At 64.7% G+C, this 14,004-nt stretch carries 17 protein-coding genes; 9 read left to right on the top strand and 8 right to left on the bottom strand.

The genetic code is table 11. The features are described from left to right. Positions 1-2 precede the first annotated feature (2 nt). The 4 genes from pyrF to ACZ1JW_RS01345 form a co-directional block, all read right to left on the bottom strand. Positions 3-677: an orotidine-5'-phosphate decarboxylase gene (gene pyrF, locus ACZ1JW_RS01360; protein ID WP_465125207.1), complete on the bottom strand. Its 675-nt coding sequence runs from the start codon at positions 675-677 to the stop codon at positions 3-5. After that, on the bottom strand, positions 674-991 hold the full coding sequence (locus ACZ1JW_RS01355; protein WP_465141681.1) for a LapA family protein: 318 nt from the start codon (positions 989-991) through the stop codon (positions 674-676). The genes pyrF and ACZ1JW_RS01355 overlap by 4 nt, the downstream gene beginning before the upstream one ends. 93 nt (positions 992-1,084) lie before the next feature. Further along, entirely contained in the window at positions 1,085-2,401 is a 1,317-nt protein-coding gene (gene purB / locus ACZ1JW_RS01350) for an adenylosuccinate lyase (RefSeq protein ID WP_465125209.1), read from the bottom strand. A gap of 83 nt (positions 2,402-2,484) precedes the next feature. Further along, positions 2,485-4,350: an acyltransferase family protein gene (locus tag ACZ1JW_RS01345; RefSeq protein WP_465141680.1), complete on the bottom strand. Its 1,866-nt coding sequence runs from the start codon at positions 4,348-4,350 to the stop codon at positions 2,485-2,487. A gap of 154 nt (positions 4,351-4,504) precedes the next feature. Between ACZ1JW_RS01345 and ACZ1JW_RS01340 the strand changes: the two genes are divergently transcribed. Beyond that, a complete protein-coding gene (locus ACZ1JW_RS01340; RefSeq protein WP_144901921.1) occupies positions 4,505-4,630 on the top strand; it encodes an entericidin A/B family lipoprotein in 126 nt (41 codons plus the stop codon). 4 nt (positions 4,631-4,634) lie between these two features. On the opposite strand, the gene radC is transcribed toward ACZ1JW_RS01340, so the two are convergent. Next, complete coding sequence (gene radC / locus ACZ1JW_RS01335) at positions 4,635-5,375, bottom strand: RadC family protein (protein WP_465141679.1); 741 nt, start codon at positions 5,373-5,375, stop codon at positions 4,635-4,637. 85 nt (positions 5,376-5,460) lie between these two features. Here radC and ACZ1JW_RS01330 point away from each other — a divergent pair, with 85 nt between their 5' ends. From ACZ1JW_RS01330 to ACZ1JW_RS01295, 8 genes are all read left to right on the top strand, one after another. Beyond that, positions 5,461-8,694, top strand: coding sequence for an intermembrane phospholipid transport YdbH family protein (locus tag ACZ1JW_RS01330; protein WP_465141678.1), 3,234 nt, complete (start codon positions 5,461-5,463; stop codon positions 8,692-8,694). Positions 8,695-8,828: 134 nt separating this feature from the next. Then, positions 8,829-8,948: a YnbE family lipoprotein gene (locus ACZ1JW_RS01325; protein ID WP_465125213.1), complete on the top strand. Its 120-nt coding sequence runs from the start codon at positions 8,829-8,831 to the stop codon at positions 8,946-8,948. Positions 8,949-8,976: 28 nt separating this feature from the next. After that, the gene (locus ACZ1JW_RS01320) at positions 8,977-9,375 is read left to right on the top strand and encodes a YdbL family probable chaperone protein (protein WP_465125214.1); all 399 of its coding nucleotides are present in this window, start codon (positions 8,977-8,979) and stop codon (positions 9,373-9,375) included. Positions 9,376-9,626: 251 nt separating this feature from the next. Beyond that, positions 9,627-9,947, top strand: coding sequence for an AtpZ/AtpI family protein (locus ACZ1JW_RS01315; RefSeq protein ID WP_465125215.1), 321 nt, complete (start codon positions 9,627-9,629; stop codon positions 9,945-9,947). 39 nt (positions 9,948-9,986) lie between these two features. Then, on the top strand, positions 9,987-10,769 hold the full coding sequence (locus ACZ1JW_RS01310) for a F0F1 ATP synthase subunit A (protein WP_144901911.1): 783 nt from the start codon (positions 9,987-9,989) through the stop codon (positions 10,767-10,769). A gap of 48 nt (positions 10,770-10,817) precedes the next feature. Further along, positions 10,818-11,045 (top strand): F0F1 ATP synthase subunit C, encoded by a 228-nt coding sequence (locus tag ACZ1JW_RS01305; RefSeq protein ID WP_011444975.1) that lies wholly within the window; start codon positions 10,818-10,820, stop codon positions 11,043-11,045. 74 nt (positions 11,046-11,119) lie between these two features. Beyond that, positions 11,120-11,614, top strand: coding sequence for a F0F1 ATP synthase subunit B family protein (locus ACZ1JW_RS01300; protein WP_144901909.1), 495 nt, complete (start codon positions 11,120-11,122; stop codon positions 11,612-11,614). Further along, positions 11,607-12,161: a F0F1 ATP synthase subunit B family protein gene (locus tag ACZ1JW_RS01295; RefSeq protein ID WP_465141677.1), complete on the top strand. Its 555-nt coding sequence runs from the start codon at positions 11,607-11,609 to the stop codon at positions 12,159-12,161. Before ACZ1JW_RS01300 ends, ACZ1JW_RS01295 begins: the two co-directional genes overlap by 8 nt. Before the next feature lie 74 nt (positions 12,162-12,235). Here the strand turns inward: ACZ1JW_RS01295 and ACZ1JW_RS01290 are convergent, their stop codons facing one another. From ACZ1JW_RS01290 to ACZ1JW_RS01280, 3 genes are all read right to left on the bottom strand, one after another. After that, on the bottom strand, positions 12,236-12,520 hold the full coding sequence (locus tag ACZ1JW_RS01290) for a type II toxin-antitoxin system RelE/ParE family toxin (protein WP_465125217.1): 285 nt from the start codon (positions 12,518-12,520) through the stop codon (positions 12,236-12,238). Continuing rightward, the gene (locus ACZ1JW_RS01285; protein ID WP_465141676.1) at positions 12,517-12,777 is read right to left on the bottom strand and encodes a type II toxin-antitoxin system ParD family antitoxin; all 261 of its coding nucleotides are present in this window, start codon (positions 12,775-12,777) and stop codon (positions 12,517-12,519) included. Before ACZ1JW_RS01285 ends, ACZ1JW_RS01290 begins: the two co-directional genes overlap by 4 nt. Positions 12,778-12,945: 168 nt before the next feature. Next, positions 12,946-13,974, bottom strand: coding sequence for a LacI family DNA-binding transcriptional regulator (locus ACZ1JW_RS01280; RefSeq protein ID WP_465141675.1), 1,029 nt, complete (start codon positions 13,972-13,974; stop codon positions 12,946-12,948). Positions 13,975-14,004: the final 30 nt, after the last annotated feature.

Below are 14,004 nucleotides of genomic sequence, written 5' to 3'. Positions count from 1 at the left end.
ATTTAGAGTGTCGCCTCAATCGCCCGTGCCGCAGCAACGGGGTCCTCCGCGCGGCTGATCGGGCGACCGATCACCAGCACGCTGGCCCCGGCATCGCGCGCGGCGCGCGGGGTGACGGCGCGCTTCTGGTCGCCCAGAGTGCCATCGGCGGGGCGCAGGCCCGGCACGACGAAGAAGCCCTTTTTCCAGCGCTTGTGGATCGCGCCCACCTCGTGCCCTGAGCAAACGATGCCATCCAGCCCGGCTTCCTGTGCCAGATCGGCAAGACGCAGCGCCTGATCATAGGCCGAACCGCCCACGCCCATCGAGGCCATGTCGCCATCGTCCAAGCTGGTCAGCACCGTGACGGCGACGACCTTGGTATGCTCGCCCGCCGCGGCCTTGGCATCTTCCATCATCGCGCGCCCGCCGCCAGCGTGGATCGTGACGATGGCCGGCTCCAGCACGTGGATAGACTGCATCGCGCCCGCCACCGTGTTCGGGATGTCGTGCAGTTTCAGGTCGAGGAAGATCGGCAGACCCACCTTGGCCACTTCGTGCACGCCATGGTGGCCATGGGCGCAGAAGAACTCGAGCCCCAGCTTCAGCCCGCCAACGTGGCCCTTGACCTTCTGGGCAAGCGCAATGGCGGCATCGAGCCGGGGCAGGTCGAGGGCAAGGTAGATCGGGTTGCTCACGGGGTCTCGCTCTTGAGTGTGTCGGAGCCTTGCGCGGCTTCCAGATTGGTGGACGAAAGCGACGGCGCGGCCTTTGCGCCCAGCGACGTTTCAAGGCCCGCAATCCGCCGCGTCAGGCGCCAACGGGTCGCGCGATAGAGCAGCCATGTCGGCACGAGGCCAAGCAGGAAGGCCATGATCACCAGCACCGGCAGCCGGGTTTCCAGGAGCAGGCCTTCCCAGATCCGTACTTCGACGGGTTGCCAGTTGGCAGCGGTGAACGCGGCCAGAACGGCCACCACCACTATCCAGAATATCGTGCGCAGCATCCTCATGCCTTTCGCTCCGTGACCCGTCCGTTGGTCGCATGGTTAGGACAGGTCACGGCTCTTGGCGAGTCCCGCCGCAGCGGTGCAGCAAAGTGGTGCTCAGGCTTCCCCGAACACACGAGCAAAGATCGTGTCGATCGCCTTGAAGTGGTAGTCGAGGTTGAACTTGTCCTCGATCTGCTCAGCGGTCAGCACCGCAGCCACTTCCGGATCGGCCTTGAGCAGTTCCATCAGCGAAAGCTGTCCGTCCGATTCCCACACCTTCATCGCGTTGCGCTGCACCAGACGGTACGAGGCATCGCGCTCCAGCCCGGCCTGCGTCAGTGCCAGCAGAACGCGCTGTGAGTGGACAAGGCCGCCCATCTTGTCGAGGTTCTTCTGCATCCGCTCGGGGTAGATGACCAGCTTGTCGACCACCGACGTCAGGCGGGCGAGCGCGAAGTCCAGCGTGATCGTCGCGTCGGGCCCGATGAAGCGTTCAACCGAGGAGTGCGAGATATCGCGCTCATGCCACAGCGCCACGTTCTCCAGCGCCGGCGTCACCGCCGAGCGGACCATGCGCGCAAGGCCGGTCAGATTCTCGGTCAGCACCGGATTGCGCTTGTGCGGCATGGCCGACGAGCCCTTCTGGCCGGGCGAGAAGTATTCCTCTGCCTCAAGCACTTCAGTGCGCTGCAGGTGGCGGATCTCGACGGCAAGGCGCTCGATGCTGCTGGCGATCACGCCCAGCGTCGCAAAGAACATCGCGTGGCGATCACGCGGGATCACCTGCGTCGAAACCGGCTCGACCTCAAGGCCCAGCTTCTCGGCCACGTATTCCTCGACCGAGGGATCGATGTTGGCAAAGGTGCCCACCGCGCCCGAGATCGCGCAAGTCGCAACTTCCGCGCGCGCGGCGACAAGGCGCGCACGGCAGCGGGTGAATTCGGCAAAGGCCTCGGCCAGCTTCTTGCCGAAAGTGGTCGGCTCGGCATGGATGCCGTGGCTGCGGCCGATGGTCGGCGTGTACTTGTGCTCGAAGGCGCGGCGCTTGATCGCTTCAAGCAGCGCATCAAGGTCTGCCAGCAGCAGGTCAGAAGCGCGGGCGAGCTGCACGCTAAGCGTGGTGTCGAGCACGTCCGAGCTGGTCATGCCCTGGTGCATGAAGCGCGCCTCGGGGCCCACCTGCTGCGCCACCCAGTCGAGGAACGCGATCACGTCATGCTTGGTCACGGCTTCGATCGCGTCGATCGCGGCAACGTCGATCTTGGGGTTGGTCGCCCACCAGTCCCACAGCGCCTTGGCGCCCGAAGGCGGCACTACGCCCAGCTCGCCCAGCTTCTCGGTGGCGTGCGCCTCGATCTCGAACCAGATGCGATAGCGCGCTTCCGGCTCCCAGATCGCGGTCATGGCGGGGCGGGCATAACGGGGGACCATGTTCGACTCCGTGCAAATTCTTGAGGCAGCAGCTTTGCCGCGCCGCTAGGGCGCAGGGGCCGCAAAGGCAAGGGGCCTGTGTCTCAAAACCCGCCCGTCGCCTGCACCATTTGCGCGATAACCCTGTCCGCTGCGCCCCTGGTCAGATGCGTATCGTCGACATAAAGCACCCGGCCACCCCGCACCACGTCGCATTGTTTGCCCCCGCACAACACCGTGGCCGGATCGAAGAACGAGACGCCCGCATGGCGTTCGGCATAGGCGGCCAGCACCGGATTGATCAGGTGCCCTTCGGCTCGCTCTGCCGGAAATGCTGTAGCGCAACGCGCGTTGATATAGGCAAGGCAGCGCAAGTACCCGCCCGCCATCGCCTCGCCAGCAGGTGCAGCGGTCGGGACATTGCCGATCACCACGATCCGCGTGTCCTTGGGCAGCGTTGCGATCATCCGGTCCAGCCCCGCCTCGAACGCGGCACGACCCTCTGCCGATGCCTTACCGATCCTGTCGAAGCTGCCCTGTGCGAACAGTATCCGATCCCACCGCTGCGCCAGAATCACCGTCCCGATCCCCCGCTCGCGCACCAGTCGCGCCAACGCATCGGGCTGCGCGAGGCACTTGGCGGCTTCCGGGGTGTCTTCGGCATAGTTGGTCACCCCCGGCAGTGCGAAGCACCCCGCATCGGTCAGCATCGCCCCTCCGGGCATGCGCTGCGCAAGCGCCGCGAAATACTGCCGCGCATGGCTATCTCCGAAGAGCACCCAGTGCACCGGCTGACCGGCTGGTGGAATGCTCGACACCGGCTCGGGCAGGGCCGCCGGATAGGCCTGCAACGCATCGCGTATCGCTGCGCTGGAGGGTTGCAGGCGCTCCATATGCCCACCAACGCCAAGAGCCACCGCCACGAACAACCCACCACCGCAAAGCGCCACCAGCGCACGCCGCGATTGCAGCCAGCGCTTCTCCCGCACCGGTCGCTCGATCAGATGGAGCGAGGCAAATCCGAGCAACACGGACAGCGCAATGGCGAGTCCGGTCAGCCACAGCGGCGGCGTCCCCCACCAGACGTAGCCGAGAAACGCCAGCAGCGGATTGTGCCAGAGGTAGATCCCGTAAGATGCCCCGCCGATGGCAACGAGCGGCGCGGCGCCCAGAATCCGGCCCGCCAGGTCTGATGCCGAGGCATGACGCACCACCAGCGCCGCCCCGCCCACCGGCAGGATGAACCGCCAGTCCGGCGCCGTCGCCGCATCGGCCAGCACGAATCCGCTCAAGATCAGGCCAAGCCCAACCAAAGCCAGCCCCGGCCTTTGTCGCGAGGGCGCGGGCAGGGCGGCACAGACTGCGCCCGCCAGCAACTCCCACGCCCGCGTCGGCAGGAGATAGAACGCCCATTCCTGCCGCCATGGTGCCAGCGCCAGACTCAGTGCCAGCGACACCACGGCAAGCCCCGCAAACACCACCGGCATCCGCCCGCGCCCGAATTTCCACAGCACCACGACCAGCGCCGGGAACAGGATGTAGAACTGCTCCTCGACCGATAGGCTCCACGTGTGCAGCAGAGGGCGAAATCCCTCGTCGTCATCGAAGTATCCGGTCTGCTGTGCAAACAGCAGGTTCGAGGCAAACGCACCGCTGCTCCCGAGCGCTTGGGCAAACTTGCGGAAGTCCTCCGGGATCATCAGCGCCCACGCCAGCACCGCGCTCACCCCCAGCACCGCCAGCAGCGCCGGGAGAATGCGGCGGGCGCGACGCTCGTAGAACGCGAGCAACGAGAAGCGGCCCGTGGCGAGATGCTCGAGGATCGTCGCGGTGATCAGGTAGCCGCTGATCACGAAGAACACGTCCACCCCGGCAAAACCGCCGCCAAAACCGGGCAGGCGGGCATGAAACAGCACCACCGGAATCACCGCAAGCGCGCGCAGCCCCTCGATTTCCCGCCTGTGTTGCAAAAGCCGTCCGATGAAGTTGCCCCTGCCGTCACGATGGCGAAGGCCGCGCGGCGTGGCAACCGTCTCGCCCTCCGACCCTGTAGGTCACAGCCCGATTGCGTGCCTCGTCCGGTCGCGATATTTGCCGCCCCACCAACGCCAACGGAGAATGCACATGGTTCGCAAGGTTCTTGTCCTCGCCACGCTCGGCCTCTCGCTGGCGCTCGCTGCGTGCAACACCGTTCAGGGAATCGGACGCGACATCGAATCCGTCGGCAAGGCGGGCGAAAAGGCGATCTGATTGCTTAGATCAACCCCTGCGCCTTCAGCGAGGTATAGCCCTCGCGGCCGATCACGATGTGGTCGTGAACGCTCATCCCCATCAGGCGCGCGGCTTCGGTGATCTTGTTGGTTACCTGAATGTCAGCCCGGCTCGGCTTGGGGCTGCCCGAGGGATGGTTGTGGACAAGGATCATCGCCGCCGCCCCCACGTCCAGCCCCTTCTTCACCACCTCGCGGGTATAGATCGGACTTTCGTCGAGCGTGCCGTCCCCCACCAGATGGTCGAGTATCAGCATGTTCTGCGTGTTCAGATAGAGCACCCGCACTCGCTCGACATTGAGGTGCGCCATGTCGATGTGCAGGTAATCGAGCAGCGCCTGCCAGTTTGAAAGCACCGGTTGCTCGCGCACCACCGTCCGCGCCAGCCTGCGCGCAGCCATCGCCACGATGCGCAAAGCCGCCGCACTCGTCTCGCCCATGTTTGGGTGCAGCGCCAGCGCCTGCGGATCTGCCGTAAGCACGCCTGCAAGGCTGCCGAACCGCTGGATCAGCGAACGCGCGATGGGCTTGGTGTCGATCCTCGGCCGCGCCACCATCAGCAGGTATTCGATCACCTCGTGATCGGCCAGCGCATCTTCCCCGCCCGACATCAATCGCTTGCGCAAGCGCGAGCGATGCCCGCTCGGGTCTCCGCCGTCGAAAGTTGCGGCGGTTTTTCCGGAAGGCTGATCCTGTTCAGGAAAGAGTCGGTCTTGGTCGGCCATCTGTCCCTTGCGGGCACCACTTCGGCGCTAACGCGTTCTACGCCGTGCATTGCCCAAGCCATGGGTATGCGCAAGAAGGGGGCAGATGGCAGATAGTTTCGAAATGGCGGAACCGGACCCGGAGTCGGGCAGGCAGCCTGCTCCCGCGCCCCGCCGCCGCATGAGGCGCGTGGGCGTGTCGGCACTCGCCATTGCGGTGCTCGGCCTTGGCGGACTCTGGCTGACGCGCAATTCCATTGCCGACCGCATCATCGTCGGGCAGCTGCAGGGCTATGGCGTGCCTGCCACTTACGAGATCGAAAGCATCGGTCCCGGCACGCAGGTGCTGAGAAATCTGGTGATCGGCGATCCGCGCCGCCCGGACCTGACGGTCGAGCGCGTGGAAGTGGGCATCCGCTATGGCCTTGGCGTGCCTTATATCGGCTCGGTCCGGCTGGTCGCGCCAAGGGTTTACGGGCAATACCGCAACGGCAAGCTGAGCTTCGGCGCGCTCGACAAGGTGATCTACGCGCCCAGGACCGACAACGCGCCGTTCACTCTCCCCAAGCTGAACCTGCAGGTCGAGGATGGTCGCGGGCTGATCCTGACCGATTCGGGCAAGATCGGCCTCGCGCTCGATGGCAAGGGCGCCTTGCAGAACGGATTTGCCGGAACCCTCGCCGCCACCGCGCCAGCGCTGCAAAGTGATGGTTGCAAGATCGATGGCACGCGCTTCTTCGGCCGGATCGCGGTGCAGGACGAGCGGCCCTCGCTGACCGGCCCGCTCCGTCTCGATAGCCTCACTTGCAGCAATGGCGTGGACAGCGGCGCACTGGTTGCCGATATCTCAGCGCGCGCCGACAAGGCCTTCGCCGGTCTCGCCAGCAGCGCCACGGTGCGCGCCGGAAAGTTCACCGCTCCCGGCATTGCTGCCGAGACTCTGGCACTCGACACCCGCCTTGCCTACCGCGACGGCGCGCTTACCGGCCGTGTCGATGCCAATGCCGGCAGCGTCAGCAGCGGCGGCGTGCGCTTTGGCCTGCTCGGCCTCGAAGGCTCGGTCCGGACGCGCGAATCATTTCGCAAGGCCGAATTCCGGGGCACGATCGACGGGCAGGGCCTGCGCCAGGGCGCTGCCCTCGACAAGGCCCTCGCCTCGGGGATGCGCAGCGCGGAGGGCACGCTCCTTTCCCCGATGCTCGCCCAGCTCCGCGCCAGCCTCAAGCGCGAGGAGCGCGGCAGCCGCCTTGCGGGCGAGATCGCGCTGCGCCGCAACGGGGAGGCGATGTCGGCGGTGATCCCGCAGGCACGGCTGGTGGGCGGCAGCGGACAGGCGCTGCTCACCGTGTCCAGATTCCAGATGGCCACCGCGAGCGAAGAGGGCCCGCCGCTGCTCGCGGGCAACTTAGCCACCGGAGGCGCAGGCATCCCGCGAATCGTCGGGCGCATGGAGCGCGGCCGCGCCGGACAGGCGCTGTTCCGGCTGACCATGGCCCCATGGCGCGCGGGCGGCGGGTCGCTGGCGATCCCGGAAATGATGATCGCGCAAGTCGGCGACGGCTCGCTTGGTTTTTCCGGCACGACGCAGGTTTCCGGCGCGATTCCCGGCGGTTCGGTCCGGAACCTCGTGCTCCCAGTTAACGGTGCCTACGGCGCGCGCGGCGAGCTTGCGCTGTGGAAGCGCTGCGTCACCGCCCGGTTCGACCGGTTGACGCTCGGCCAGATGGCGGTCGACGGCAACGCGCTCCAGTTCTGCCCAGCGGGCGGCAGCGCCATCGTCCGCAACGGGACGAGGGGGCTGCAGGTCGCGGCCGGCACCTGGTCGCTCGATCTCACCGGCAAGCTTGGCGAGACGCAGATGGCGGTTCGCAGCGGGCCTGTTGGATTTGCCTGGCCGGGTGTGCTCAAGGCGTCGTCGGTCGAAGTCGCGCTGGGTCCGCCTGCTACTGCCACGCACCTGACAGTTGCCAATCTGGATGCAAGAGTTGGGGGAGAGTTGGGGGGGAGTTACGGGGGAGTTGGAGTTAAGCTCGCCCAGGTCCCGCTCGACGTCTCGAACGCCTCGGGCGAGTGGCGCTATGTCGATGGAAAGCTTGTGCTTTCCGGCACCGAGTTCGACCTGACCGACCGGCTTGACCCTCCCCGGTTCGAGACGCTGCACTCCAGCGGCGCGACGCTGACTTTGGCGGACAATCGCATAACAGCCAATGCCTTGCTGCGCGAAGCGAAGACCGCGCGTGAAGTTGCCGCCGTCGCCATCCGCCACGATCTCGCCACCAGCACCGGCCACGCCGATCTCGTCGTGGACAACCTCTTGTTCGACAAGGGTTTCCAGCCCGCGCAACTCACGCGCCTTGCATTGGGCGTTGTCGCCAACGTCAACGGCAAGGTCACCGGGAACGGAGCGATCGACTGGAACGCGCGCGGGGTGACGAGCACCGGCACGTTCGGCACGCAAGGCCTTGATCTTGCAGCCGCTTTTGGTCCGGTGAAGGGCCTCAAGGGCAACCTGCAGTTCACCGACCTGCTCGGCATGGTCACCGCTCCGCACCAGAAGCTCACCGTCGCCTCGATCAACCCTGGCATCGAGGTCACAGAGGGCGTCGTCGACATAAGTCTGCTGCCGGATCAAGTTCTTAGACTGCACGATGCGCGCTGGCCATTCCTTAGCGGCACGCTCGTCCTCGAGCCCACCGACCTGCGCCTCGGCCTCGCCGAAGCCCGCCGCTACACCCTCACCGTCGTCGGGATCGACGCGGCCAAGTTCATCGAGAAGATGGAGCTGGGAAATCTTGCCGCAACAGGCACTTTCGACGGACAGTTCCCGTTGATTTTCGATGCCAACGGTGGCCGGATCGAGGAGGGTACGCTCATCTCGCGCGCGCCGGGGGGCAACGTGTCCTACATCGGCGCGCTGACCTATGAGAACATGGGGGCGATGGCCAACTTCGCGTTCGATGCGCTGAAATCTTTGGATTACAAGACGATGACCATCGCCATGCGCGGCGATCTGGAAGGCGAGATCGTCACCAATGTGAAGTTCGGCGGGGTGAAGCAGGGCGCGGGGACGAAGCGCAACTTCATTACAAAGCAGATCGCCAATCTGCCGATCCAGTTCAACGTCAACATCCGCGCGCCGTTCTACCAGCTCATCACTTCGTTCAAGGCGATGTACGACCCCGCTTTCGTCAAGGATCCCAGAACCTTGGGCCTCGTCGATGCGCAGGGACGTCCGCTCTACCGTTCCGCGAATGGCGTTCGCCCCGGAGGGGTCCCGGTGATCGTGCTGCCGGAGGCGCATCAAGACATTCAGCCTGCAGAAAGCGGAAACCTGCCATGAGGAGCATAGAATTGACCCGATCCGCGAACCCTGCGACGATCTTTCCGATGAGGAAAAGCGGATCACAATTCGGGCGACGCCTTCTGCTGGCGGCGCCGTTGGTCTTGGGACTGGCGACGGGGGGCTGCATTTCGGTGAAGGCACCGGACAAGCCCATCGTGATCGAGCTCAATATCAACATCAAGCAGGAGGTCGTGTACCGGCTGGCGCAGGATGCCAACAACACGATCGAAAGCAATCCGGACATTTTCTGATGTCCGGCAATGGTTTGAGGATGGACACATGACCATGGTTTCAATGCGCAAGAGCCTTGCCGCGCTGGCTGCTACGGGCCTCCTGCTCGGCACGATCGCCGTGCCCGCATCTGCGCAGAACCGCGATCCCGCCTATGCCGCAGCTCGCGCCTCGGGCCAGGTGGGCGAGAAGATGGACGGCTATCTGGGCTATGTCACGCCGCCCGCTCCGGCGCTGCGCGCGGTGGTCGAGGACATCAACATCAAGCGCAAGGCGGTCTATGCCGAGAAGGCCCAGGCCAACAAGGCCACGGTCGAGGAATACGCGCTGACCTCGGGCTGCCTGCTGATCGCGCAGACCAAGCCGGGGGAAAAGTACCAGGCGCCCGATGGCTCCTGGCAGACCCGCGGCAACGGCCCCCCGTTGCGTGATTCGCGCTGCCCTTGAGGCTGGTTTCTGCATACGAATCGCCAACGCCATTCTGCCGGTTTGACGCCCTTTCTCGCAACTGCGGGGAAGGGCGTTCGCTTTTGCGATGATACCTTGGGTCAGGCTGGGGGCCAGACACGGTTCGTGACGGTTGACTCAACAATACCCCCCGCCTAAGGGGGCGGCGCCCTCGGCGGTCATCCGTCGTTTGTGCTGCACTTTTTGTCGGGCAACTGGCTTCGGCCGGTAGGAATGACAGGGGACAAGGCATGAATGACGATCCGTCCGGGATGGAGCCCATCGGCGAGGATGCGCGGATCGACGCGCTCGACAAGCGGCTGAAAGCCCTTCGAGAGCGGGAAGAAGAGCGCAACCGGCCAAAGGCAGGCGGGGAAACCGATGCGAATTACCGCATGGGCAACCGCGTGCTGGCGGAACTGATCGGGGGTCTCGCAGGCGGCGCGTTCATCGGCTGGGTCATCGACCAGTTTGCCGGGACGTCCCCTGGAGGGTTGCTGGTGATGTTGTTCATGGGGGTCGTCGTGGCATTCCGGAACATCATCCGAATTTCGAGCCGGCGCCCCGAATAGGGCGCTGTTGTTGTATTCGAGTGATACGGGGTTAAGCGCGTGGCCGAAGGCAAGGTCGATCCGGTTCACCAGTTCACGATCGAGACCCTTTTCGGGACCGATCACTGGTCTATTGGTGGTTACAACATCGCGTTCACCAACTCGTCGCTGTGGATGGCGATCACCACGGTGGTCCTGCTCGTGTTCGTGGCCGGTGGCGCCAAGCGCGAACTGGTTCCGGGCCGCTGGCAGATGGCGGTCGAGGGGCTGACCGGCTTCGTCGACAACCTGCTTCAAGCGAACATCGGCAAGGCTGGGCGCAAGTACCTGCCTTACGTCTTCTCGCTGTTCGGCTTCATCCTGTTTGCCAACATGCTGGGCCTGCTGCCGCTGGCGCTGGTTGGCGTTCATCCGTTCACCGCCACGAGCCACTTCACCGTCACCGGCGTTCTCGCCGTGATGAGCTTTGCGATCGTGCTCGGCGTCGGCTTTGCCAAGCACGGCCTGCACTTCTTCTCCCTTTTCGTGCCGCACGGTACGCCCGTTCCGATGATCCCGATCATTTTCCCGATCGAGCTGATCTCGTTCATGGTGCGTCCGTTCAGCCTTGGCCTGCGTCTTTTCGTGGCGATGATGGCCGGGCACGTGCTGCTCGAAGTGCTCTCGGGCTTCGTCATCTCCGGCACCAACGCCGGGGTGGGGACGTTCTTCCTCGCCGCCGTTCCCAGCTTCGTGCTGATGATCGGCATCTGTGCGCTGGAACTTCTGGTGGCAGGCATTCAGGCTTACGTCTTTGCCCTGCTCACCTGCGTTTATCTGAACGACGCCGAGAACCTTCACTGATACCCGCAACAATTTCCCATACGGTTTTGAGAAAAAGGAGTTTTTGACATGGACGCAGAAAGCGCAAAGCTGCTCGGTGCTGGTCTCGCCGCTGTTGGCGCCGGTCTCGCCTCGCTCGGCGTGGGCAACGTGTTTGCCAAGTTCCTCGAAGGCGCGCTGCGCAACCCCGGCGCCGCTGACGGCCAGCAGGGCCGCCTGTTCATCGGCTTCGCCGCCGCCGAACTTCTGGGCCTGCTCTCGTTCGTCGTCGCGATGATCCTGATCTTCGTTGCCTAAGGCAAACGAAGCTTACTGATTGTTGAAATGCTGGCCGGGGTTCGCCCCGGCCGCCTGACGCCCGGACACCCGCGATGCCTCAGATTGAACAGCTTGCCACCACCTATTCCAGCCAGGTTTTCTGGCTGCTGGTGTTCTTCGGCATCGTCTTCTTCGTGATCGGCCGGGGCATGTTGCCCAAGGTCGTCTCCACGATGGACGGCCGCGACAAGCAGATCGCCGACGACCTTGCCGCTGCCGAAGCCGCACGGGCCGCCGCCGATGCCGAGGAAGAGGCATGGCGCGTCCAGGCGAACCAGCAGCGTGCTGCCGCCCAGGCGGTCATCGCTGCCGCCAAGGCCGATGCCGCCAAGGCCACCGAAGCCAGCCTCGCCGTGGCTGCGGCTCGCATTGACGAGACCGTGACCGCTGCCGAAGCCCGCATTGCCGCTGCCCGCGCTGCCGCGCTGGGTGAAGTGGAAGGCGTTGCCGCCGAAGCCGCGCAGGACATCGCAAGCCGCATCGCCGGCCTGTCGATCCCCGCCGACGAAGCGCGCGCTGCCGTGAAGGGAGTTCTCGCAAATGGCTAACGCTGTAGAGACGACCGCAGTCGTCGAGCACGAAGCTGCTGGCGGCGAACACCACGTCGAACCTTCTGCGCTGGGCCTCGGGCCGGGCGCATGGGTTGCGCTGTCGATGGCCATCTTCCTTGCGATTCTCGTGTCGAAGAAGGTGCCTGGCGCGATCGTCGGAGGTCTCGACAAGCAGATCGACGCGATCCGCAAGCAGCTGGACGAAGCCAAGGTGCTCCGCGCCGAAGCCGAAAAGCTGCGCGCTGAATACGCCGCCAAGATCGCCAACGCCGAAAAGGACGCGGCGTCGATGGTCGAACACGCCAAGACCGAAGCTGCGGCGATCATCGCCAAGGCGGAAGCCGACGCTGCGACCACGATCGTCCGTCGCGAAAAGATGGCATCGGACAAGATCGCCGCTGCCGAGCGCGCAGCAGTCGACGAACTTCGCGCCAAGGCTGCCGAGGCTGCTACTGCTGCCGCACGCAACCTGATCGCCAAGAACCACTCTGCCGGAGCCGACAAGGCGCTGGTCGATGGTGCCATCGCCGGGCTGGTGAACTGATCCGCTAACCGCGCGTCAGGGCTTACCGAACACAAAACCCCTTCCGGTTTCCGGGAGGGGTTTTTGTTTGTGTGTTAGAGGTGGCGTTCCACGTCCTGTTTTCCGTGGAGGATGCGGATGATCTCCACCTGATCCGCCGCGATGCGATAGTAGATGAAATGCGCCCCGCAGCGGAGCTTGTTAATGGAGCGCCGAGTGCTGGGGCGACCGATCTTGTTTCCGTTTGCTATGCTTTCGCATGCAACTTGCAAGTCGTCCGTATAACTCTCGGCTTGCTCGATGCCCCAGAGGTCGGCGGTATAGTCCCAGATCCGGTCAATGTCCGCATAGGCGGCAGGTGTAAGCCTGAGTGCCTTCACCTTGCTTCGAACTCACGCCGCTTCCTTGCCTTGAACTCGTCAAAATCGAACGGTTGCGGCTCACCGGATTCTTCGCCTTCGATCAGGGCCTGCTCTAGTGCTCGGACCTTTTGTTCGTGGTCTTCGAGCAGCCTGAGTCCCGCGCGGACGACTTCGCTGGCCGATCCATAACGTCCCGTTTCGACTTGAGACGCAATGAAATCCGTGAAGTGTTCGCTGAGGGTGACGGAGGTGTTGCGGGGCATCTTGGCGTCCATATCTGTCGAGATGTACCAAAATATAATACAACCGTTCGAACGGCTCAAGCCAAGATCAGTGACTTGGATTGAGGGCGAAAAGCAAAGCGCCTAGCAGCGGTAGAGCGAGCAAAGCCATGACGATAGCAGCTAGCGTGAGTGCGTCTTGGCTATCCTGCCGGTTCCACTTCAAGCGCGCGTCGACCCCCGGATCACCAGCCTGACCGGCACGCGCCGCCCGGAGCCTTCCGTACCGTTGATCTTGGCCAGCAGCTGTTCGACCATCAGCGTTCCGGCCATCTGGAAGTCGGGTTCGATCGAGGTGAGGGGCGGGGTGGACCATGCGCCGGCGCGGATGCCGTCGAAGCCGATGATGCCGATCTGGTCGGGGATTGCGTAGCCGCGCGCCGTGAGTTCCTTGAGCGCGCCAAGGGCCATCTCGTCGCAGACGGCGAAGATCGCGTCGAACGGCTCGCCGCACTCCGCCAAGGCAATCGCTGCCCGGCGGCCCTGTTCTTCGCGGGCGAGGCCGCTTTCGACCTGTTGCAGGCGGGGTTCGAGCCCTGCCGCGCGCATGGCTTCGGCATAGCCTTCATAGCGCTCCTGAAACTGGCGCTGGGGCGAGGTGGCAGAGCCGATGCAGACGATCTGCTTGTATCCGCGCACGAGCAGGTGGCGGGTGGCGAGCGTCGCGCCCGAGAGGTTGTCGCTGCGTACCCAAGGCATGTCGTTGTCGGGTGAGCCCCAGCAGGTCCAGTGGCTGCCTTCGGGCAGGTCGCGGAAGTAGTCCCACGCCTTGGTGTTGGTGGTCGTGCCGATGACGATCATGCCGTCGGCCTTGCGGCGGTCCTGGAAGTGGCCCCAGAAGTTTTCCGGTGCATCCTGGAACGAGACCAGCGTCTCGTAGCCCTTTGCCGAGGCGGCGGCACAAGTGGAGCCGAGCAGCGAGAAGTAGAACGGGTTGATGTCCTTGCGGTCCTGCGCCTCGCGGCAGATCATCACCACGGCGAGCGTGCCGGTGCGGCCACGACGCAGACGGGCGGCGTTCTCATCCACCTGATAGTTCAGGCGGCGCGCAGCCTCGATCACGCGCTGGCGGGTGGGCTCGCTGATCGAGGTGTCTCCGGCAAGGGCGCGGCTGACGGTCGACTGGCTGACGCCTGCCGCCTCGGCCACGTCGAACGACGTTACGCGAATGATTTTCCTGTCGCCGGCCATGCTACCCCCAAGTCAACTCACGCTTTAGCA

Source organism: Novosphingobium sp. BL-A-28-Hi1-0D, assembly GCF_055521755.1.
Note: the sequence above shows the minus strand (reverse complement) of the source record. Positions and strands in the feature narration are given on the sequence as shown.

Bases quoted from the DNA above. Each gene is read 5' to 3' on its own strand.
- ACZ1JW_RS01355 (WP_465141681.1), bottom strand. From the start codon at position 991: ATGAGGATGCTGCGCACGATATTCTGGATAGTGGTGGTGGCCGTTCTG.
- purB (WP_465125209.1), bottom strand. From the start codon at position 2,401: ATGGTCCCCCGTTATGCCCGCCCCGCCATGACCGCGATCTGGGAGCCG.
- ACZ1JW_RS01340 (WP_144901921.1), top strand. From the start codon at position 4,505: ATGGTTCGCAAGGTTCTTGTCCTCGCCACGCTCGGCCTCTCGCTGGCG.
- radC (WP_465141679.1), bottom strand. From the start codon at position 5,375: ATGGCCGACCAAGACCGACTCTTTCCTGAACAGGATCAGCCTTCCGGA.
- ACZ1JW_RS01330 (WP_465141678.1), top strand. From the start codon at position 5,461: ATGGCAGATAGTTTCGAAATGGCGGAACCGGACCCGGAGTCGGGCAGG.
- ACZ1JW_RS01320 (WP_465125214.1), top strand. From the start codon at position 8,977: ATGACCATGGTTTCAATGCGCAAGAGCCTTGCCGCGCTGGCTGCTACG.
- ACZ1JW_RS01315 (WP_465125215.1), top strand. From the start codon at position 9,627: ATGAATGACGATCCGTCCGGGATGGAGCCCATCGGCGAGGATGCGCGG.
- ACZ1JW_RS01305 (WP_011444975.1), top strand. From the start codon at position 10,818: ATGGACGCAGAAAGCGCAAAGCTGCTCGGTGCTGGTCTCGCCGCTGTT.
- ACZ1JW_RS01300 (WP_144901909.1), top strand. From the start codon at position 11,120: ATGCCTCAGATTGAACAGCTTGCCACCACCTATTCCAGCCAGGTTTTC.
- ACZ1JW_RS01295 (WP_465141677.1), top strand. From the start codon at position 11,607: ATGGCTAACGCTGTAGAGACGACCGCAGTCGTCGAGCACGAAGCTGCT.
- ACZ1JW_RS01285 (WP_465141676.1), bottom strand. From the start codon at position 12,777: ATGGACGCCAAGATGCCCCGCAACACCTCCGTCACCCTCAGCGAACAC.
- ACZ1JW_RS01280 (WP_465141675.1), bottom strand. From the start codon at position 13,974: ATGGCCGGCGACAGGAAAATCATTCGCGTAACGTCGTTCGACGTGGCC.